Raw genomic sequence first — 20,006 nt, forward strand, 5'->3', positions numbered from 1 at the left:
GGCTATGCGCTTACTCCGCTTCGTCGATCCACGCTTGCTGGATCGCTTCGAGGAATTTCTCGCCGCCGCGCTTGTGGTCGTCGTCAAAGCCATCGAGGCTGACGACCTTGTTGTGCAGGTCGACGAAGTTCAGGCGCGTGGGATCGACGTCGGGGTACTTGTCGTACAGCGCTTCGGCAATCTGCTGAATGTCGTTCCATTTCATGATGGGGCTCCCTATTTGCACTGACGGCGCCGCTGGCCGCAAGGCTCAGTGATTTTCCTTCGCGTGGTTGATCGTGTACTTCGGAATCTCGACCGTCAGGTCCGTATCCGCCACCTTGGCCTGGCACGACAGACGCGAGTTCGGCTCCAGGCCCCAGGCCTTGTCGAGCAGGTCTTCTTCCTTCTCGGTCGCCTCATCCAGCGAATTGAAGCCCTCGCGCACGATCACGTGGCAGGTCGTGCAGGCGCAGGATTTTTCGCAGGCGTGTTCGATCTCGATGTCAGCGCCCAGCAGCGCGTCGCAGATGGTCGTGCCGGTCTTGGCTTCGATCACGGCCCCGTCCGGGCAGTATTCGACGTGAGGAAGGACAACGATTTGTGGCATGAAAAACTCGTTCGATAAGTGTGTTTGGGGACGCGATCGGCGATCAGCCGAGCTCCTCGATGCGTTTGCCGGCGAGCGCCTTGCGGATGCCGCGGTCCATGCGGCGCGCAGCGAACTCGTCGGTGCCGTGCGAGAGGGCATCCACGGCGTCCTTGATGGCGCGGTGGTCTTCACCCTGCATCGTGGTGCGCAGCGCCGCGATTTCGGTGTCGATGGCGGCGCGCTCTTCGGCCGACAGCAGATCGCCATCGGCCGCCAGCGCCTGCGACAGCGCTTCGAGCAGGCGCTCGGCTTCCACACGCTCTTCCGCCAGCGCACGGCGGCGCATGTCGTCTTCGGCGGACTGGAAGCCTTCCTGCAGCATGCGCGCGATGTCGTCATCGGCCAGGCCGTACGACGGCTTCACGGTGATCGACGCTTCCACGCCCGACACCGTTTCGCGTGCGGCCACCGACAGCAGGCCATCGGCATCCACCTGATACGTCACGCGGATGCGCGCGGCACCGGCCACCATCGGCGGAATGCCGCGCAGCTCGAAACGCGCCAGCGAGCGGCAATCGCTCGCCAGTTCGCGCTCACCCTGCAGCACGTGGATCGCCATGGCGGTCTGGCCATCCTTGAAGGTGGTGAATTCCTGCGCGCGCGCCACGGGAATCGTGCTGTTGCGCGGGATGATCTTCTCGACCAGGCCGCCCATCGTCTCGACGCCCAGCGACAGCGGGATCACGTCCAGCAGCAGCCAGTCTTCGCCTGGCGCGCGGTTGCCGGCCAGCAGGTTGGCCTGCATGGCCGCCCCGATGGCAACCACCTGGTCGGGGTCGAGATTCGTCAGCGGCGTGCGACCAAACAGTTGGCCCACGGCGCGGCGGATGATCGGCATGCGCGTCGCGCCACCCACAAGCACCACACCCTTCACCTCGTCCACCGTCACACCGGCATCACGCAGTGCGCGACGCACTGGCGACAGCGTCTTCTGCACGAGATTGGCCGTCAGCTCAGCAAAGGTCTCGGCAGTCAGCACGAGGTGCACGGTCTCGCCAGTGGAGAGCATCGCGTCGATCTCGGTGCTGTCGGCAGTGGAGAGCCATTCCTTGGCGGCGCGCGCCTTGTTCAACAGCAGGCGCGTGTCCTCTGCCGACAGCGGCTGCAGGCCAGCCTGCTCGACGATCCAGCACACGATGCGCTGGTCAAAATCGTCACCGCCGAGCGCGGAATCACCGCCCGTGGACATCACCTCGAATACGCCCTTGGTGAGCTTGAGCACGGAGATATCGAACGTGCCGCCACCCAGGTCGTACACCGCGTAGACGCCTTCGGCCGCGTTATCCAGGCCGTAGGCGATGGCAGCGGCGGTGGGTTCGTTCAGCAGGCGCAGCACGTTCAGGCCGGCCAGCTTGGCGGCGTCCTTCGTGGCCTGGCGCTGTGCGTCGTCAAAGTACGCCGGCACGGTAATCACTGCGCCGACAAGGTCATCGCCGAGCGTGTCTTCCGCGCGCTGGCGCAGCGTGGCGAGGATCTCCGCCGACACTTCCACCGGGCTCTTCACTCCGGCCACGGTCTTCAGTTGCACCATGCCAGGCGCGTCGACAAAGTCGTACGGCGTGTTCTCGATGTGGGCGACATCCTTCAGCCCACGCCCCATGAAGCGCTTGACCGAGATGATGGTGTTCTTGGCGTCGCGCACAGCTTCGGCCTGGGCCTTGTAGCCGATATGCGCGCCGCCGGTGGGCAGATAGCGCACCACGGAGGGCAGCAACGGACGGCCCTGATCGTCGGGCAACACTTCCGGCACGCTGCTGCGCACAGCGGCCACCAGCGAGTTGGTCGTGCCCAGGTCGATGCCCACCGCCAGACGGCGCTGGTGCGGTGCGGGCGATTCGCCGGGTTCGGAAATCTGCAGTAAAGCCATGGGGATGTCTCGATTGCGCGGAATACGCAGGATGCCGGCCTCGGCAAACCTGCCATTGTCGCAAATTCTGGGTTCTAGTCTTCCAGCCGGTCGATGGCCTCGGCGGTGTCGCGTTCGATCTTTTCGATGAACATCAGCTGGCGCACGGCATCGGCTGCTGCGGCGCTGTTGCCATCGCCGTTGAGCAGACCGGACAGCGCCTGATAACGCGCGCGCTTTTCCTTGCGCAGCATGCCGAGCAGATCGTCCAGCGCATCCACATTGCGCTCGGCCTTGGCATCGCCCAGTGCTTCGCGCCACTCCATCTGCTGCATCAGGAACGCCGGCGGCATGGCCGTGTTGTTCTCGGCCTGCACGTCGATCCCGCGCAGGTGCAGCAAGTACGTCGCCCGCTTGAGCGGATCACGCAGCGTCTGATAGGCCTCGTTGGCGCGCGTGGCCCATTGCATCGCGACACGACGCTCGGCGTCACCCGCGTGCGCGTAGCGATCCGGATGCGCCTGCGATTGCACGGTGCGGTACGCAGCGTTCAGCGCGTCGTCGTCGACCTCGAAGTGCTCGGGCAGACCGAAGAGGGAGAAATGCGTGCTCGCAGGATTCATGAATAAAAAAAGCGGCTATGCCGCCTTTGTGTTGCTGACTTGATCGGCTCAACCTCGCGGCTCACCCCGATCGCACTTCAGGCATTCCACCACCACGCCGATCTTGCTGGCACGCCCCGCTTCGGTTTCAGTCCAGGGCCGCTGCTGCCAGGGCGGATCGTGGCGCATGTGCTGTCCGTGCCCGCAGGCGAGACGGGCGACCCAATGGCCTTCCTCGTCCCGCTCGAAACCGACAATCGCTTGCTTCAATGTGCCCCGCTTGGTCCACTCACACGCGGAACGACTCGCCGCAACCGCACTCGTCCTTCACGTTCGGGTTGTTGAACTTGAAGCCTTCGTTCAACCCTTCGCGTGCAAAGTCCAACTCGGTGCCGTCGATGTACGGCAGGCTCTTCGGATCGACGATCACCTTGACGCCGTTGGATTCGAACACCTGGTCTTCGGCGGCAATCTCATCCGCATATTCGAGCTTGTAAGCCAAGCCCGAGCAGCCGGTGGTCTTCACGCCCACGCGCAGGCCCACGCCCTTGCCACGGCGGGTCAGGTAGCGGGTAACGTGCTGCGCGGCCTTGTCGGTCAGGGTGATCATGCTGCGTCCTTTCTATTGATGCTGGATGCGCGGCTTAAGCAGCCTTCTGTTCGGCGGTGCCGTGCTTTTCCTTGTAGTCGGCCACGGCCGCCTTGATGGCGTCTTCCGCCAGGATCGAGCAGTGAATCTTCACCGGCGGCAGCGCCAGTTCTTCAGCGATGGCCGTGTTGCGGATTTCCAGTGCTTGGTCCAGCGTCTTGCCCTTCACCCACTCCGTCACCAGCGACGACGAAGCGATGGCCGAGCCGCAGCCGTAGGTCTTGAACTTGGCGTCTTCGATCACGCCCTGCTCGTTCACCTTGATCTGCAGCTTCATCACGTCGCCGCAGGCCGGTGCGCCGACCATGCCGGTGCCGACCGTGTCGTCGCCCTTCTCGAAGGAACCGACGTTGCGCGGGTTTTCGTAGTGATCCAGAACTTGGTTGCTGTAAGACATTTCACACCTCTTTCAATCGTTGGCTGGCGCGGGGGCGCCGTTGTTCTCAAACGCCGCGCTTAGTGCGCCGCCCATTGAATGCTGTTCAGATCCACGCCGTCCTTGTACATCTCCCACAGCGGGGACAGGTCGCGCAGCTTGCCGATCTTGCTCTTGAGCAGTTCGACCACGTAGTCGACTTCCTCTTCCGTGGTGAAGCGGCCGACCGTGAAGCGGATCGAGCTATGAGCCAGTTCGTCGTTGCGGCCCAGGGCGCGCAGCACGTACGACGGCTCCAGCGAGGCCGACGTGCAAGCCGAGCCCGACGACACGGCGACGTCCTTGATCGCCATGATCAGCGACTCGCCTTCCACAAAGTTGAAGCTGATGTTCAGGTTGTGCGGCACACGGGCTTCCATGTCGCCGTTCACGTACACCTCTTCCATCGTGTTCAGGCCACGGTACAGGCGGTCACGCAGCATGCGGATGCGCTCGTTCTCGGTCGCCATTTCTTCCTTGGCGATGCGGAACGCTTCACCCATGCCGACGATCTGGTGCGTCGCCAGCGTGCCCGAACGCATGCCGCGCTCGTGGCCACCGCCGTGCATTTGCGCTTCGATGCGGATACGCGGCTTGCGACGCACGTACAGTGCGCCGATGCCCTTCGGGCCATACGTCTTGTGCGCCGAGAACGACATCAGGTCGACCTTCAGCTTCTGCAGATCAATGCCGACCTTGCCGGTCGCCTGCGCGGCGTCAACGTGGAAGATCACGCCCTTCTCGCGGCAGATCTCGCCGAGTTGCTCGATGTCCTGAATGACGCCGATCTCGTTGTTGACCATCATCACCGACGCAAGAATGGTGTCCGGGCGGATGGCTTGCTTGAAGACTTCGATATCGATCAGGCCGTTGTCCTTCACGTCCAGATACGTCACTTCGAAGCCCTGGCGCTCCAGCTCACGCGTCGTATCCAGCACAGCCTTGTGCTCGGTCTTGACGGTGATGATGTGCTTGCCCTTGCTGCTGTAGAAATTAGCGGCGCCCTTGATCGCTAGGTTGTCGGATTCGGTGGCGCCCGACGTCCACACGATCTCGCGCGGGTCGGCGTTCACCAGCGCGGCGACCTGCTCACGCGCGGTCTCAACGGCTTTTTCAGCTTCCCAGCCAAACGGATGGCTGCGCGAGGCCGGATTGCCGAAGCTTTCGCGCAAGTACGGAATCATCTTGTCGACCACGCGCGGATCCACCGGCGTCGTCGCGGAGTAGTCCATGTAGATAGGAAGATGCAGGGTGCTCATTGTCTTGTCTGCCTTGTGTGGGGGGCGATGTTCTATGTGTGGGATCGGCGTCTTGGCCGGACCTCACGCTGGCGCAATCATGCGATCACGACTGCGCCAGACTGAAAACGGAGTTGACCAGCGGCGCGCGCTTGACCGGCTCTGCCGGCACTGCGGTGGCGGGCGCATCCGCACCACGGGCACGGGCCGGTGTGCGCTCACGACGAGCCGGACGGGCTTCACGCATATCCTGAATCACATCGGGCTGGCGCTCACGTTGTTGATCGACCAGGTTCTGCAGCGACACCGAATCGAGGTACTCGACCATCTTCTGGTTGAGCGTGGCCCACAGGTCGTGCGTCATGCAGCGGCCGGCCTGGCCGTTGTGTTCTTCGCCGCAGTTGCCCTTGCCGCCGCATTGGGTGGCGTCCAGCGGTTCGTCCACGGCGATGATGATATCGGCCACCGTGACGTCATCCGCACGGCGCGCCAGGCTGTAGCCGCCACCCGGGCCGCGCACGCTTTCCACGATTTCGTGGCGGCGCAGTTTGCCGAACAACTGCTCAAGGTACGACAGCGAAATCTTCTGGCGCTGGCTGATGCCGGCCAGCGTGACCGGACCCTGCTCTTGGCGCAGCGCCAAGTCAATCATGGCGGTGACCGCGAAGCGGCCTTTGGTGGTCAATCTCATGGGCGTCGGGGAAATACCTGATCGTTTTGCTCAAGTATAAAGGAACCCGACAAAATCGGTCAACTAAGGTGTCGGGGGATTCCGCGTCGCAGCAAGGGGATTGCAGAGCCCGCACAGTGGGAAACTGCGCCGGGTAGCCGCGCGGCAGGCCGTATTGTGGACTAAAACAATCAACCACGTCGGATAGGGCTATCACGCCGCATCTTGCAGCGCAGCTTGCGAATGTCGTGCGCCAGCGCGGCACATGCGGGTTTCCACTTATGCTGCGGCCAACTTAAATCCATTGACTTTTGTTACGCGGCAACCGAGACTACTGGATACGCAAACGTTTGCGAACACTGTGGCGCGATTGCCCTTTTGAATGGCTTAGGACAGCGACGCCCGCAATCCCTCTTAGACCGGCCTCTTCCTGGAGGAGACACCATGGATATCCGCCGTCGCCGCGCGCTGCAACTTGGCGCGGGCTCTGCTGTCGCCCTTGCCCTGCCCCTGTCGTTTTCTCTTGCACATGCTGCCAACCAGCCGCCCAAGGTGGCGCTGGTGATGAAGTCGCTCGCCAACGAGTTCTTCCTGACGATGGAGAACGGCGCGCGCAAGCACCAGAAGGAACACGCGTCGGACTACACGTTGCTGGCCAATGGCATTCGTGATGAAACCGACACCGGCGGCCAGATCCGCCTGGTCGAGCAGATGATCGTGTCGAAGGTCGATGCCCTCGTACTGGCGCCGGCCGATTCCAAAGCGCTGGTGCCGGTGGTCAAGAAGGCCGTGGATGCGGGCATCCTCGTCATCAACATCGACAACCGGCTTGACCCGGCGGCGCTCAAGGAGAAGGGACTGAACGTGCCCTTCGTCGGCCCGGACAACCGCAAGGGCGCACGGCTCGTCGGTGACTTCGTCGCCAAGTCGCTCAAACCGGGCGATGCGGTCGGCATCATTGAAGGCATTCCGACGACGACGAATGCGCAGCAGCGCACGGCCGGCTTCAAGGATGCTGCGGAGGCCGCCAAGCTGAAGATCGTCGGCGTGCAATCGGGCGAGTGGGAAATCGACAAGGGCAACAAGGTGGCGGCCGCCATGCTGCGCGCACAGCCTGATCTGAAGGCCCTGCTGTGCGGCAACGACAACATGGCGATCGGCGCGGTGTCTGCCGTGCGGGCGGCGGGCAAGATCGGCAAGGTGCTGATTGGCGGGTACGACAACATCGACGCCATCAAGGCCATGCTGGCCGATGGGCGCGTGGTGGCCACGGCAGACCAGCACGCCGATCAGCAAGCCGTCTTCGGCATCGAGACCGCCCTGAAGGCGCTGGCCAGCAAAACACCGCAGGCGAAGCTGTCGGGTGTGGTCGAGACGCCCGTCAACCTCGTGACGCGCTCGTAACGCGTCTGACAGGCCAGCCGCCGCCAGCCATGTTGACCGCCCACGCTTCGCGCACGCCGCTGCTGCGCGTTTCCGCCGTCAGCAAGCACTACGCCGCGCCAGTGCTACGCGAGATCGATCTCGACGTACACGCCGGCGAGGTGCTTGCGCTCACGGGCGAGAACGGCGCAGGCAAGAGCACGCTCTCCAAGATCCTCTGCGGGTTGGAGACGGCAACGTCCGGCGCGATGTCGCTGGGCGGCGCGCCATATGCCCCCGCTTCGCGCAACGCGGCCGAGGCGCTGGGCGTGCGCATGGTGCTGCAAGAACTGAGCATGGTGCCCACGCTCACTGTGGCCGAAAACCTGTTCCTGGGCGAACTGCCGCGCAGGCTGGGCTTCGTGGATCGGCAGACACTGCAGCGCCAGTCAGAGCAGGCCCTAGCGCGCGTCGGGCTCGACCTCGACCCCTGGACGCCCGTGCATACGCTGGGCATCGGCCACCGGCAGATGATCGAGATTGCGCGCGCGCTGACCAGCGCCTGTCGCGTACTGATCCTCGACGAGCCGACCGCCATGCTGAGCGCGCACGAAAGCGCGACGCTCTTCGCGCGCATCGACGCGCTGCGCCGCGAAGGCGTGGCGATCGTCTACATCTCTCACCGGTTGGATGAATTGGCACGCATTGCCGACCGCATTGTCGTGCTGCGCGACGGCAAGCTCATCACCGATGCGCCGGCCGCGACGGTCACCCAAGATGCGCTGATTCAGGCGATGGTCGGACGCGCGGTGCCGGCCGAAGGCGCTGCCTCGGATACCGAACGCCCCGCACGCGAACCCCGGCCTGGCGACGGTACGCCCGCATTGCGCGTGACTGGCCTCACACGTGCGCCAGCCGTGCGCGACGTGAGCTTTGAGGTCGCGCCGGGCGAGATCTTCGGCATCGCCGGCCTGGTGGGCGCGGGGCGCACGGAGCTGCTGCGGCTGATCTTTGGCGCGGACCGCGCGGATGCCGGCACCATCGAAGTGGGCTCACCGCTCAAACCCGTACGCATGCGTTCGCCTGGCGATGCGGTACGCCACGGCATCAGCCTGCTCACCGAAGACCGCAAGGACGAAGGCCTGATGCTGAGCCTGCCAATTGCCACCAACATCGCGCTGGGCAACATGGCCACCGTGACGAAACGCGGCTGGCTGCAACCCGCGCGCGAACGTGCGCTGGCGCAGCGGCACATCGGCGCGCTGCGCATCCGTTGTGGCGGGCCGGAGCAACCCGTGGGCGAACTCTCGGGCGGCAACCAGCAGAAGGTGGCGATTGCCCGCTGGCTGGAGCGTGACACGCCGGTGCTGCTGTTCGACGAACCCACACGCGGCGTGGACGTCGGCGCCAAGTTCGACATCTACGCGCTGCTCGATGCGCTGGCCGCGCGCGGCAAGGCACTTGTCGTGGTGTCCAGTGACCTGCGTGAACTGATGCAGCTGTGCGACCGCATCGGCGTGATGCGCGCCGGACGGCTCACACACATTTTCCAACGCGGTGGCTGGAGCCAGGACGCCCTGCTCGCCGCCGCTTTCGGTGAGTCGGCCGAATTGGACAAGCGCGACTCACCGGCTTCCCCATCGTCTTCGGAGACCGCGGATGCGCTCTGACTCCACCCTGCCACCCTCGCCTGCCACCGGGCAGAGCACGCGTGCCGCGCTGGGTATCTCGCTTGGCGCCATCGGCGGGCTGCTCGCGGCGCTGGTGGCCATGCTGGTGCTGTTCGGCACGCTGTCGCCGACGTTCTTCTCAGTGCCCACCTTCACGACCATCGCCAACGAGATCCCCGATCTGCTCGTCATGGCCGTAGGCATGACATTCATTTTGATGATCGGCGGGATCGACCTTTCGGTGGGTTCCGTGCTGGCCTTGGCAGCGTCGGTGCTGTCGATTGCCATGACAAAGTTCGGCTGGGGTCTATTGCCCGCTGCGCTCGCCGGCGTGCTGCTTGCCACGGCAGCCGGTGCGCTCACTGGCGCAGTGACGGTGCACTGGGGCATTCCGTCGTTCATCGTGTCGCTCGGGGTGCTGGAAATGGCGCGCGGTCTCGCCTACAGCCTCACGGATTCGCGTACCGTATATATCGGCAGCGCGGTCGATTGGCTGGCCAACCCGATCGCGCTGGGCATTGCGCCATCGTTCCTGATTGCCGTGGCCATCACCGTCATCGGGCAGATTGTGCTGGTGCGTACGGTGTTCGGCCGCTACCTTGTTGCCATTGGCACCAATGAAGAGGCGGTGCGGCTGGCAGGCGTGAACCCGCGCCCGTACAAGATTGCGGTGTTCGCGCTGATGGGGCTGCTGTCGGGGTTGGCCGCGCTGTTCCAGGTGTCACGCCTGGAAGCCGCAGACCCCAACGCCGGCGTCGGCATGGAATTGCAGGTGATTGCGGCCGTGGTGATCGGCGGCACCAGCCTGATGGGTGGGCGCGGGTCGGTCGTGCGCACGCTGTTTGGCGTGCTGATCATCTCGGTGCTCGAATCGGGCCTCGCACAGATCGGCGCTTCCGAGCCCACCAAACGGATCATCACGGGCGCGGTCATCGTGGCGGCCGTGGTCATGGATACCTATCGAACCCGGCGCAACCGGGTCACCACACACACACACTAGAACGACACAGGGAGCTTCAACATGGCAACGATCAAGGACGTCGCAGCGTTGGCGGGAGTGTCATTCACCACCGTCTCGCATGTCATCAACAACACGCGCCCTGTGAACGCGGAAACGCGCAAGCGTGTGGAAGAGGCCATCCGCGCCACGCGCTACGTGCCCAGCGCCGTGGCACGCTCGCTCAAGCACCGCACCACGCGCACCATCGGCGTGCTGGTGCCCACGGCGACCAACCCCTACTTTGCGGAGTTGGCGCGCGGCATTGAAGACGTATGCGCTGCGGCCGGCTACAGCGTCATCCTGTGTAACTCCGACGACGACCCACGCAAGCAGCGCGACTACCTGCGCGTGCTGATGGAAAAGCGCGTCGACGGCATCATCGTCAGCAGCGCCGGGCCCGACACTGCGCTCGTCGACGCGCTAGGCGAATCCTTTCTGCCCGTGGTGATGGTTGACCGCCCGACCGAAGGCATCCAGGCCGACCAGGTCCAGGTCGATCACGAAGAAGGCGCGCACATGGCCACCAAGCACCTGCTGGAGCTGGGTCACCGACGCATTGCCTGCATCAGCGGGCCGGCGGACCTGAGCGTGACGGCTGGCCGTCTGGCGGGCTTTCACCGCGCCCTGCGCGAAGCCGGTGTGCCGGAGGCCTCTGCCCGCGTGGCGGAAGGCGACTTCACCAGCCCGGGCGGCTATCGCGCTGCACGCCAACTGCTGACCGAAGGCGAACAGCCGACCGCCATCTTCGCCAGCAACGACCTGATGGGCATCGGCGCGCTGCGTGCCGCTGCCGAGCTCGGTATTCCGGTACCGAAGGCGCTGTCGATCATCGGCTTTGACGACATCGAGTTGAGCCGCTATGTCTATCCGGCGCTGTCCACCGTGGGCCAGTCGATCCGTCAGCTTGGCGAGACCACCGCGCAAACCCTGCTGCAACAGCTGACCGACGCCGCCATGCGCCATCCGGTGGACGAACGCAAGCCCCGCCGTATCGTGCTGCCGCCGCGGTTGTCGCTGCGCGAGTTGACCGCCGAACCGGCACGCCCTGCCCGCGCTGCCTGAGACCCCACCCGGCCCAACTCGTTCGCCCCACCCATTTCCGCTCTCTCAACGTAGTCTCGCCATGGTGGCCAAGCGCCCTTCCGTCTCTTCCGCCCACCCTGCTGCCGACGTGCTCATCGTCGGCAGCCTCAACATGGATTTGGTCATCCGCACGCCTCGTTTGCCGTCGCCTGGGCAAACGGTTGCGAGCCCGGCGCTGGAGACCATCCCGGGCGGCAAAGGCGCCAACCAGGCCGTGGCAGCTGCCCGCCTGGGGGGCCGTGTCGCCATGCTCGGCTGCGTGGGTGACGATGCCCACGGCATCGCCCTGCGCGATGGCCTGCGCCGCGAAGGCGTGGACACCGCGATGGTGTCGGCCCACGCAGGCGTCACCACCGGCATCGCCTGCGTGACGGTGGCCGACAGCGGGCAGAACACCATCGTCATCGTGGCGGGGGCCAACGAGCTGCTCACGCCCACCATGATCGAAGCGCAGCGCGCCGCGTTCGAGCGGGCCCGCGTCATCGTCTGCCAATTGGAATCCCCGCCCGATGCGGTGGAATGCGCGCTCAAACTCGGCCGGCAGCTCGGCAAGACGGTCATACTGAACCCGGCGCCGGCCGTCGGCCCATTGCCCACGCCGTGGCTGGCCGCCTGCGATTACCTGATCCCGAATGAAACCGAAGCGGCGCTGTTGACTGCCCGCCCCGTCGACTCCCCAGAAGCCGCCCTGGATGCAGCGGCCGACCTGCACGCACAAGGCGCCCGGCACGTGATCATCACCCTGGGCGCACGCGGCATTGCCTATGTGGATGCCACCACGCGGCTATTGCTGCCCGCCCCCAGCGCGCAGGCCGTGGACACCACCGCCGCCGGCGACACCTTTGTTGGCGCGCTGGCCACGGCGCTGGCCGAAGGCGCATCGCCCGATGCCGCCATCCAGTTCGGGCAGGCGGCGGCAGCGGTCTCCGTCACGCGGCTGGGTGCACAACCTTCCATCCCCTTCCGCAGCGAAATCGCGGTGCTCGCCGCACAGCCGAGCTAGCACGGTCGTGGGGTTCAGAACTCCAGCCTTGGGGCTCCGAACCCCGGCAACGGGGCTCGGAACACCATCGATGGACCTCAGAAGCGCATGCATGGGCCGGATCGGTGCATCGCATCGCGTCTTTAAGCGGGACCGCCGAGCCTCTGAAGTCCGACGTCAACGTCCCGAACCTCGAAAGCGGACCTCAATCGCTCAGGACCGCACCTATTAGGTGCAAGCCTGGACCTCGGCAACCTCACGGTCGGACCTTCAAGCTCCGACGCCGGGGCTCCGAACACCGATGACGGCCCTCAAACCCTCGCGAGCCCACCTTTTAGGGGCATCGTTGGGGTTCTGAACGCCATAGGTGTCTCTTTTTGCTCCGACATTGCGGTTCAGAACCTCAGCGGCGAGGTTCAGCGCTCCAGCACCGGCGCGCTGGAGCGACGTACCGCACCTAATCAGGCCGGTGTGCTGCTACCGGGCGGCGTGGCCTCGGTGGCCGGACGCGGCACCAGCAGGCACAGCGGGTCTCGCAGGATGCGCCGCCACACCGCCCCGGTAATGCGCTTGCGATCCAGCCCACGCAGGTTGCGCGAGCGCATCGCCATGTTGAAGGCCAGCGCGAACGACACCAGCACGTTCAGTACGCCCATCAGCGCAATGCCAGCCACAGCCAGCCAGAACGGCGCCGTATGCATGACCGCCGGCCCGAGCACGCCCACGGCGGTAGCGACCGCACCGGTCAACAGCGTGACGTGGCGCACCTCGGTGTGCGGCCCGAAGAACGACACGATCTCCGGGCCCAGCCCCAGCATGAAGCCCAGCGACACGTTGGCCACGATGCCCGACAGGTTGCGCTTCCAGAACCCGGCAATATGCTGCGCACCGCGCGTGCCCACCATGAAGCGCAGGCGCCGGTGGAAGGCAATCACATCGTGCACGCGGTGCAGCGCAAACCAGTTGTCGGCCCAGCCGGCCGCCAGGCTCGACGCCCACAGCAGCACGCCCGTGAAAATCGCGTACAGCGGCGTCGGCCCGAGGAGGGAAAACGAGTCGATGGTTGCGATGGCCTTCTCGGGCGAAATCAGGTTCGCGTGGAAGAACCGCCCCGCCAGCCACTGCACCACAAACGCCACGGGCGCCACCGCCACGAGGTTGCCGACAATCGCCGCCGCGTTGGTGCGGATCATGGCAACGGTGTCATCCACGAAACGCTCCAGACCCTCGGGACGGGCGACCTGGTCGAGCCGATGTGCCAGCGCGGGCGCCGTCATGGCCGGCTGCTTGGTGGCCAGCGTGAAATGCGCGAAGTGAATGCCGAGAAAGCTGACCGCGTAGTTGATCGAGGCGAGGAAGCCTTCGGTAAAACGCGATAGGTGCGCCCCGGCAATGAAGAACTTGATGTACACCGTGGCGGCCGTGATGACACCGCCGCCAGCCGCGGCTTTCACCATCGCGCCGTACTCTTTGTTGTCGCGGGTGATGTAGTGCTCGCCGCTTTCTGCCGAACGCTCGACCACCTTGCGGGCCAGATCGGCAAAGGTGGAGCGGATCAGATAACCGACGCTGCGGCGGTGCTGGCTGGCGGACACGAGTTCCGCCGTCAGATGGGTGAAGCGACGCGTGGCGCGGGTATCCGCCCAGGCAGTGAGCAACAGGTCAATGCGGCCCAGCCATGCCTTCATGCGCTCGACCTGGAAGACCACTTCGACCGACACGCCGTTCTCGTCCAGATGCTGGTACACGCTGGCCGTGGCCGCGCGGCATTGGTCCAGCACCGCGCGGAAATAGTTGAGTTGCTGCGCGAACTGCTCGGGCCGGGCAGGCGCCTCGTCGGGGCGCTCCAGAAAGATGGCATTGGCCGCATCCGCCAGCCGGTAGAACGGCAGTTCGGTCACGTCCCCGTGGTCCATGCGGCTGCGGATCGCGCGGGACAGCCCCGCCGCCCGCACCTGGCTGATCAGGATCTGGATGCCGATGCCCAGGCTGCGCTCCAGCCGCGTCTGGCCCGCGAGTTCATCGGCATCGCTCAAGCCGGCGCGGAACAGCGCATGCAGACGCGTCACCAGTTCATCGTCCAGGCCATCGACCCAGGCCGCGTCGTACGGGCCGACAAACAGCAGCGCGAACAGTGCCGCCAACTGCGGTTCGTTGGGCGCGGGCGGCAGAAAGCGCGCCTGCCAGCGGTCCACCAGTTCGCCCCAGAAACCCGAGCGTGACGACAGGCCCGTATCGCACAGCAGCGACACCGGGTCGTTGTCCTGCACGATGGTGCGCAGGGTCTGGCCGACGCGGGCGGCCAGGTCGGGGTTGTTCTCCAGCACCTGCAGCAGGTAGCGCAGACGCGCATACCGCCACGACTCGGAGGTGGTCCCCACGGGCCTGTCCGCGCGGCGCAGCCAGTAGGCCAGCTCGATCAGCCATTCATTGCGTTCGGCCAGGCTGCGCGTGGGCTCGAACTGCGCCAGGATGGCATCGAGTTGGTGGCTGGCATGCCGGGAAGCGCGCCATTTGCGCCACGGATTCAGCAAAAAATTGAACATCGAACTCCCTTGATGGCGGACACGTGCGCCCGATGGCAGCCGCAGTGATGGCCGCTCTTACGGCACAACGTACCGGTTCCCCAGCCGGGCGACGCGCAGCGCCCAGGAATGGCTTGAAATTGTGTCAACACGGAATCACCGCCGGCCTCGGCGAGGCGGCGGGACATCCGACAACCAACGCGGCCGCGCAGTTCAGGCGGCCGGAACGATATGGTCTTCGCCGCTCGCCCCGAAGAGCTGCGACTTGAGCTTGGCCAGTTGATCGCGCACCTGCGCCGCCTTTTCGAATTCGAGATTCTTGGCGTGGTCGAGCATCTGCTTTTCGAGGCGCTTGATTTCCTTGGACGCCTGCTTCTCGCTCATGTCTTCGTACTTGGCGGCCTCTTGCGCAGCCTTCAGTTCGGCGCGGGCGTCGTCGACGTTGTACACGCCGTCGATGATGTCCTTGATGCGCTTGACCACCCCGCGCGGCGTGATGCCGTGTGCCTCGTTGTGGGCGATCTGCTTGGCGCGGCGGCGCTCGGTCTCGCCAATGGCCTTCTTCATCGAATCGGTCATGCGATCCGCATAGAGGATGGCGGTGCCGTTCACGTTCCGTGCGGCGCGGCCGATGGTCTGGATCAGCGAGCGTTCGGCGCGCAGGAAGCCTTCCTTGTCGGCATCCAGAATCGCCACCAGCGACACTTCCGGAATGTCCAAGCCCTCGCGCAGCAGGTTGATGCCGACCAGCACATCAAACGTACCGAGGCGCAGGTCGCGGATGATCTCCACGCGCTCCACGGTATCGATGTCCGAATGAAGGTAGCGGACCTTGACGCCGTTTTCCGACAGGAACTCGGTCAACTGCTCGGCCATGCGCTTGGTCAGCGTCGTCACCAGCACGCGCTCACCCGCTTCCACGCGCAGGTGGATTTCCGATAGCAGATCATCGACCTGCGTCGTGGCCGGCCGCACTTCAATGGTCGGATCGACGAGGCCCGTGGGGCGCACGACCTGCTCCACGACTTCGGTGCCGGCCGTCTTCTTCTCGTAGTCGCCCGGCGTGGCGGACACGAACGTAACCTGCCGCATCTTGGTCTCGAACTCCGCGAACTTGAGCGGCCGGTTGTCGAGCGCGGAAGGCAGGCGGAAGCCGTATTCGGCCAGCGTTTCCTTGCGCGCCCGGTCGCCGTTGTACATGCCGTTGAGCTGGCCGATCAACACGTGCGATTCGTCCAGGAACATCAGCGCGTCGGGCGGCAGGTAATCGACCAGCGTCGGCGGCGCCTCGCCTGGTGCCGCGCCAGACAGATGCCGCGAGTAGTTCTCAATGCCCTTGCAAAAGCCGAGTTCCTGCAGCATCTCCAGATCAAAGCGCGTGCGCTGTTCCAGGCGCTGCGCTTCCACCAGCTTGTTTTCCTTGTAGAAGAAATCGAGCCGCTCGCGCAGTTCCACCTTGATGGTCTCGATGGCCTTCAACACGGTCTCGCGCGGGGTCACATAGTGGCTCGACGGATACACCGTGAAACGCGGAATCTTCTGCCGGACGCGCCCGGTCAGCGGGTCGAACAGTTGCAGCGACTCGACCTCGTCGTCGAACAGCTCCAGACGCACCGCCATCTCCGCATGTTCGGCGGGGAAGATGTTGACCGTGTCGCCGCGCACGCGGAAGGTACCGCGCTGAAAGTCGGTCTCGTTGCGCGTGTACTGCATGGCGATCAGGCGCGCGATCACGTCGCGCTGGCTGACCTTGTCGCCCGCGCGCAGCGTCAGGATCATCTGGTGGTATTCGCTCGGGTTACCGATACCGTAGATGGCCGACACGGTGGCCACGATCACCACGTCGCGTCGCTCGAGCAGGCTCTTCGTCGCCGACAGCCGCATCTGCTCGATGTGCTCGTTGATCGACGAATCCTTCTCGATGAAGAGATCGCGCTGCGGCACGTAGGCCTCAGGCTGGTAGTAGTCGTAGTACGAGACGAAGTACTCGACCGCGTTGCGCGGGAAGAAGTCGCGGAACTCCGAATACAACTGCGCCGCCAGCGTCTTGTTGGGCGCGAACACGATGGCTGGGCGCCCCACCCGGGCGATCACATTGGCCATGGTGTAGGTCTTGCCCGAGCCCGTCACGCCCAGCAGGGTCTGGTACGAGAGGCCGTCTTCAATGTTCTCGACGAGCTGGCGAATCGCCTCCGGCTGGTCGCCGGCCGGCGGATACGGCTGATACAACTGGAACGGCGAGCCCTCGAAGGTCACGAATTTCGACTCGTCGTGCGAGTTGTCGTGCTGAAGGGGGACTTGGCTCAGATCGGTCATGGCGGCGGGGGTGGATGGCAGCGCAGGAAGTCGACAAAGTGACTCGCACGTCCCCAGCAAATGAGGGCAGCGGCGGCAATTGCAACCAATCGTCTAGTGTAGCGCGCCACTCTGGCAATCGTTTGGAGGTCTGGAATGCCGCATCTGTACCGCCCACCAAATCGCTTTATGCCCCTGTTCTGCAAGGATTTTTTGGGCGATTAGAGCCTGTATTCGGTACAATTCGGTCTTGTGCCCGCTTCATGCATTCGGCGTCGGCAGCCCTGCCGACCGCTTGCGGCGCACCGCCTGCAGCACTCCACCGAATTCCGAACCAACCGATCGAGACACATCTCATGTCGCTTTTCTCCGCCGTCGAACTGGCCCCGCGCGACCCCATCCTGGGCCTGAATGAAGCTTTCAACGCCGATACCCGCAGCACCAAAGTGAACCTGGGCGTGGGCGTGTACTTCACCGACGAAGGGAAAATTCCGGTGCTGCGCGCCGTGCAGGAAGCTGAAAAGGCTCGCCTGGCCACTGTCGCTCCGCGCGGCTACCTGCCGATCGAAGGCATTGCCGCCTACGACCAGGCCGTGCAGAAGCTGCTGTTCGGTGCGGATTCCCCGCTGATCGCCGAAGGCCGCGTGGTCACGGCACAAGCCCTGGGCGGCACCGGCGCGCTGAAGATTGGTGCCGACTTCCTCAAGCGCCTGTACCCGAACGCCAAGGTCGCCATTTCCGACCCGAGCTGGGAAAACCACCGCGCGCTGTTCGAGTCGGCTGGCTTCGAAGTCGTCAACTACGCGTACTACGATGCTCCGTCGCACGGCCTGAACTTCGCTGGTCTGCTGGATTCGCTGAACAGCTACGCAGCGAACACGATCATCGTGCTGCACGCTTGCTGCCACAACCCGACCGGCGTCGACATGACCGCCGACCAGTGGAAGCAAGTCGTAGAAGTCATCAAGGCCAAGAACCTGATCCCGTTCCTCGACATGGCCTATCAAGGCTTTGCCGACGGCATCCAGCAGGACGGCCTGGCCGTGCAACTGTTTGCGGAATCGGGCCTGCCGTTCTTCGTGTCGAGCTCGTTCTCGAAGTCGTTCTCGCTGTACGGCGAGCGCGTCGGCGCCCTGTCGATCGTGACGACCAGCAAGGACGAAGCCACCCGCGTGCTGTCGCAAGTCAAGCGCGTGATCCGCACGAACTACTCCAACCCGCCCACGCACGGCGGCACGGTGGTCGCCACGGTACTGAACAGCCCCGAGCTGCGCGCCATGTGGGAGCAGGAACTGGGCGAAATGCGCGACCGCATCAAGTCGATGCGCAATGCGCTGGTCGACAAGCTGGCCGCCAAGGGCGTGAAGACCGACTTCTCGTTCGTGAAGGCACAGCGCGGCATGTTCTCGTACTCGGGCCTGACCTCGGCGCAAGTCGATCGCCTGCGTAACGAGCACGGCATCTACGCCGTGTTGACCGGCCGTATCTGCGTGGCCGCGCTGAACACGCACAACATCGATGCCGTGGTCAACGCTATCGCCGACGTGCTGTAAGGTGCTGCAAGCGCCACGCGGTAGGCGCAATTGCGAAAAGAAAAGCGGCTTCGGCCGCTTTTTTGCTGCATCGTTCTAGACTGACACGGGCGCATCATATAAGCCGCGCAACACTCTGTTATCAGGGTTTGTGCTGCATCGCAGTAACATGCACCTGAGCGCATAATCGTTTGCGTTTGCCCTCGCCACCACAGACCGGTCCAGCCATGCTTTACCAGCTCCACGAATTCCAGCGCGCCCTGCTCAGCCCGATGACGGCCTGGGCTCAAGCGACCGCCAAGACTTTCACCAACCCGCTCAGCCCGCTGTCCATGGTGCCCGGCGCGCAACGCTACGCCGCGGGCTACGAACTGCTGTACCGCCTAGGCAAGGAATACGAGAAGCCGGAATTCGGCATCCGCTCCGTCAAGTCCAACGGCCGCGACATCCCGATCGTCGAGCAGACCATCATCGAAAAGCCGTTCTGCCGCCTGATCCGCTTCAAGCGCTACGCCGACGACGCCGAGACCATCAAGCTGCTCAAGGATGAGCCCGTCGTGCTGGTGTGCGCGCCGCTGTCGGGCCACCACTCCACGCTACTGCGCGACACCGTCCGCACGCTGCTGCAAGACCACAAGGTGTATGTGACCGACTGGATCGACGCCCGCATGGTGCCGTTGGAAGAAGGCGCGTTCCACCTGTCGGACTACATCAGCTACATCCGCGAGTTCATCAACCACATTGGCGCCGAGAAGCTGCACGTGATCTCGGTGTGCCAGCCGACCGTGCCGGTGCTGGCCGCCATCTCGCTGATGGCGTCGGACGGCGAAAAGACGCCACGCACCATGACCATGATGGGCGGCCCGATCGATGCGCGTAAGAGCCCGACCGCCGTCAACTCGCTGGCGACCAACAAGTCGCATAGCTGGTTCGAGACCAACGTGATCTACACGGTGCCGGCCAACTATCCGGGCCACGGCCGCAAGGTGTATCCGGGCTTCCTGCAGCATGCCGGCTTCGTCGCCATGAACCCGGACCGCCACCTGTCGTCGCACTACGACTACTACCTGAACCTGATCGAAGGCGACACCGAAGACGCCGAAGCCCACGTGCGCTTCTACGACGAGTACAACGCCGTGCTCGACATGGCCGCTGATTACTACCTGGAAACCATCCGTGACGTGTTCCAGGAATTCCACCTGGCCAACGGCACCTGGGTGATCGAAGGCAAGCCGGTGCGCCCGCAGGACATCAAGAACACGGCGCTGTTCACCATTGAGGGCGAGCTGGACGACATTTCCGGCAGTGGCCAGACCGAAGCCGCGCATGAGCTGTGCGCTGGCATCCCGAAAGCGCGCAAGCAGCATTTGACGGCGCCCAAGTGCGGCCACTACGGCATCTTCTCGGGCCGCCGCTGGCGTGAACAGGTGTATCCGCAACTGCGCGACTTCATCCGCCAGTACGACCAGGACACCCCGCGCATCAAGGCCGTCGCCTGAGAACCTG

18 protein-coding genes are annotated in these 20,006 nt (G+C 64.5%); 7 read left to right on the top strand and 11 right to left on the bottom strand.

The features are described 5' to 3' along the window. Nucleotides 1–10: 10 nt before the first annotated feature. From iscX to iscR, 9 genes are all read right to left on the bottom strand, one after another. Nucleotides 11–205 carry a Fe-S cluster assembly protein IscX gene (gene iscX / locus ACS7SF_RS03295; RefSeq protein ID WP_021195398.1) on the bottom strand — a complete coding sequence of 65 codons (195 nt, stop codon included), beginning with the start codon at nt 203–205 and terminating at the stop codon, nt 11–13. Nucleotides 206–250: 45 nt separating this feature from the next. Continuing rightward, a complete protein-coding gene (gene fdx, locus ACS7SF_RS03300; RefSeq protein WP_439891669.1) occupies nt 251–589 on the bottom strand; it encodes an ISC system 2Fe-2S type ferredoxin in 339 nt (112 codons plus the stop codon). A 43-nt stretch (nt 590–632) separates the two neighbouring features. Beyond that, nucleotides 633–2,498 carry a Fe-S protein assembly chaperone HscA gene (gene hscA, locus ACS7SF_RS03305; RefSeq protein ID WP_439891670.1) on the bottom strand — a complete coding sequence of 622 codons (1,866 nt, stop codon included), beginning with the start codon at nt 2,496–2,498 and terminating at the stop codon, nt 633–635. 74 nt (nt 2,499–2,572) lie between these two features. Beyond that, complete coding sequence (gene hscB / locus ACS7SF_RS03310) at nt 2,573–3,100, bottom strand: Fe-S protein assembly co-chaperone HscB (protein WP_048931765.1); 528 nt, start codon at nt 3,098–3,100, stop codon at nt 2,573–2,575. Between the two features lie 48 nt (nt 3,101–3,148). Then, nucleotides 3,149–3,349 carry a DUF3565 domain-containing protein gene (locus tag ACS7SF_RS03315; protein WP_426394051.1) on the bottom strand — a complete coding sequence of 67 codons (201 nt, stop codon included), beginning with the start codon at nt 3,347–3,349 and terminating at the stop codon, nt 3,149–3,151. Nucleotides 3,350–3,368: 19 nt separating this feature from the next. Beyond that, nucleotides 3,369–3,689, bottom strand: coding sequence for an iron-sulfur cluster assembly protein IscA (gene iscA, locus ACS7SF_RS03320; RefSeq protein WP_021195403.1), 321 nt, complete (start codon nt 3,687–3,689; stop codon nt 3,369–3,371). Between the two features lie 34 nt (nt 3,690–3,723). Further along, nucleotides 3,724–4,125 carry a Fe-S cluster assembly scaffold IscU gene (gene iscU, locus ACS7SF_RS03325; protein ID WP_039596266.1) on the bottom strand — a complete coding sequence of 134 codons (402 nt, stop codon included), beginning with the start codon at nt 4,123–4,125 and terminating at the stop codon, nt 3,724–3,726. Nucleotides 4,126–4,184: 59 nt separating this feature from the next. Beyond that, nucleotides 4,185–5,402, bottom strand: a complete 1,218-nt coding sequence (locus ACS7SF_RS03330) for an IscS subfamily cysteine desulfurase (protein ID WP_439891671.1) — start codon at nt 5,400–5,402, stop codon at nt 4,185–4,187. Between the two features lie 85 nt (nt 5,403–5,487). Continuing rightward, a complete protein-coding gene (gene iscR / locus ACS7SF_RS03335) occupies nt 5,488–6,072 on the bottom strand; it encodes a Fe-S cluster assembly transcriptional regulator IscR (RefSeq protein ID WP_426394057.1) in 585 nt (194 codons plus the stop codon). Nucleotides 6,073–6,495: 423 nt separating this feature from the next. Between iscR and ACS7SF_RS03340 the strand changes: the two genes are divergently transcribed. The 5 genes from ACS7SF_RS03340 to rbsK all read left to right on the top strand — a co-directional run bounded on the left by ACS7SF_RS03340 (nt 6,496) and on the right by rbsK (nt 12,169). Further along, nucleotides 6,496–7,455: a sugar ABC transporter substrate-binding protein gene (locus tag ACS7SF_RS03340; RefSeq protein WP_439891672.1), complete on the top strand. Its 960-nt coding sequence runs from the start codon at nt 6,496–6,498 to the stop codon at nt 7,453–7,455. 29 nt (nt 7,456–7,484) lie between these two features. Then, the gene (locus tag ACS7SF_RS03345) at nt 7,485–9,083 is read left to right on the top strand and encodes a sugar ABC transporter ATP-binding protein (protein ID WP_439891673.1); all 1,599 of its coding nucleotides are present in this window, start codon (nt 7,485–7,487) and stop codon (nt 9,081–9,083) included. After that, nucleotides 9,073–10,083, top strand: coding sequence for an ABC transporter permease (locus ACS7SF_RS03350; protein WP_439891674.1), 1,011 nt, complete (start codon nt 9,073–9,075; stop codon nt 10,081–10,083). The genes ACS7SF_RS03345 and ACS7SF_RS03350 overlap by 11 nt, the downstream gene beginning before the upstream one ends. Before the next feature lie 21 nt (nt 10,084–10,104). Then, nucleotides 10,105–11,145: a LacI family DNA-binding transcriptional regulator gene (locus ACS7SF_RS03355; RefSeq protein ID WP_439891675.1), complete on the top strand. Its 1,041-nt coding sequence runs from the start codon at nt 10,105–10,107 to the stop codon at nt 11,143–11,145. Between the two features lie 61 nt (nt 11,146–11,206). Beyond that, a complete protein-coding gene (gene rbsK, locus ACS7SF_RS03360; RefSeq protein WP_439891676.1) occupies nt 11,207–12,169 on the top strand; it encodes a ribokinase in 963 nt (320 codons plus the stop codon). Between the two features lie 440 nt (nt 12,170–12,609). Here rbsK and ACS7SF_RS03365 read toward each other — a convergent pair whose 3' ends face one another. Further along, a complete protein-coding gene (locus ACS7SF_RS03365; protein ID WP_439891677.1) occupies nt 12,610–14,694 on the bottom strand; it encodes a site-specific recombinase in 2,085 nt (694 codons plus the stop codon). A 192-nt stretch (nt 14,695–14,886) separates the two neighbouring features. After that, nucleotides 14,887–16,989: an excinuclease ABC subunit UvrB gene (gene uvrB / locus ACS7SF_RS03370; protein WP_439891678.1), complete on the bottom strand. Its 2,103-nt coding sequence runs from the start codon at nt 16,987–16,989 to the stop codon at nt 14,887–14,889. Nucleotides 16,990–17,324: 335 nt separating this feature from the next. Between uvrB and ACS7SF_RS03375 the strand changes: the two genes are divergently transcribed. After that, a complete protein-coding gene (locus ACS7SF_RS03375) occupies nt 17,325–18,521 on the top strand; it encodes an amino acid aminotransferase (protein ID WP_439891679.1) in 1,197 nt (398 codons plus the stop codon). A 206-nt stretch (nt 18,522–18,727) separates the two neighbouring features. Next, nucleotides 18,728–19,999 (top strand): polyhydroxyalkanoate depolymerase, encoded by a 1,272-nt coding sequence (locus ACS7SF_RS03380; RefSeq protein WP_439891680.1) that lies wholly within the window; start codon nt 18,728–18,730, stop codon nt 19,997–19,999. The last annotated feature ends 7 nt before the right edge of the window (nt 20,000–20,006 follow it).

The sequence above is a fragment of the Ralstonia sp. 25C genome, from assembly GCF_051904805.1.
Classification (GTDB): domain Bacteria; phylum Pseudomonadota; class Gammaproteobacteria; order Burkholderiales; family Burkholderiaceae; genus Ralstonia.

Excerpts from the sequence above, each read along its gene's own strand:
- iscX (WP_021195398.1), bottom strand. The coding sequence starts at position 205 with ATGAAATGGAACGACATTCAGCAGATTGCCGAAGCGCTGTACGACAAG.
- fdx (WP_439891669.1), bottom strand. The coding sequence starts at position 589 with ATGCCACAAATCGTTGTCCTTCCTCACGTCGAATACTGCCCGGACGGG.
- hscA (WP_439891670.1), bottom strand. The coding sequence starts at position 2,498 with ATGGCTTTACTGCAGATTTCCGAACCCGGCGAATCGCCCGCACCGCAC.
- hscB (WP_048931765.1), bottom strand. The coding sequence starts at position 3,100 with ATGAATCCTGCGAGCACGCATTTCTCCCTCTTCGGTCTGCCCGAGCAC.
- iscA (WP_021195403.1), bottom strand. The coding sequence starts at position 3,689 with ATGATCACCCTGACCGACAAGGCCGCGCAGCACGTTACCCGCTACCTG.
- iscU (WP_039596266.1), bottom strand. The coding sequence starts at position 4,125 with ATGTCTTACAGCAACCAAGTTCTGGATCACTACGAAAACCCGCGCAAC.
- ACS7SF_RS03330 (WP_439891671.1), bottom strand. The coding sequence starts at position 5,402 with ATGAGCACCCTGCATCTTCCTATCTACATGGACTACTCCGCGACGACG.
- iscR (WP_426394057.1), bottom strand. The coding sequence starts at position 6,072 with ATGAGATTGACCACCAAAGGCCGCTTCGCGGTCACCGCCATGATTGAC.
- ACS7SF_RS03340 (WP_439891672.1), top strand. The coding sequence starts at position 6,496 with ATGGATATCCGCCGTCGCCGCGCGCTGCAACTTGGCGCGGGCTCTGCT.
- ACS7SF_RS03345 (WP_439891673.1), top strand. The coding sequence starts at position 7,485 with ATGTTGACCGCCCACGCTTCGCGCACGCCGCTGCTGCGCGTTTCCGCC.
- ACS7SF_RS03350 (WP_439891674.1), top strand. The coding sequence starts at position 9,073 with ATGCGCTCTGACTCCACCCTGCCACCCTCGCCTGCCACCGGGCAGAGC.
- ACS7SF_RS03355 (WP_439891675.1), top strand. The coding sequence starts at position 10,105 with ATGGCAACGATCAAGGACGTCGCAGCGTTGGCGGGAGTGTCATTCACC.
- rbsK (WP_439891676.1), top strand. The coding sequence starts at position 11,207 with ATGGTGGCCAAGCGCCCTTCCGTCTCTTCCGCCCACCCTGCTGCCGAC.
- ACS7SF_RS03365 (WP_439891677.1), bottom strand. The coding sequence starts at position 14,694 with ATGTTCAATTTTTTGCTGAATCCGTGGCGCAAATGGCGCGCTTCCCGG.
- uvrB (WP_439891678.1), bottom strand. The coding sequence starts at position 16,989 with ATGACCGATCTGAGCCAAGTCCCCCTTCAGCACGACAACTCGCACGAC.
- ACS7SF_RS03375 (WP_439891679.1), top strand. The coding sequence starts at position 17,325 with ATGTCGCTTTTCTCCGCCGTCGAACTGGCCCCGCGCGACCCCATCCTG.
- ACS7SF_RS03380 (WP_439891680.1), top strand. The coding sequence starts at position 18,728 with ATGCTTTACCAGCTCCACGAATTCCAGCGCGCCCTGCTCAGCCCGATG.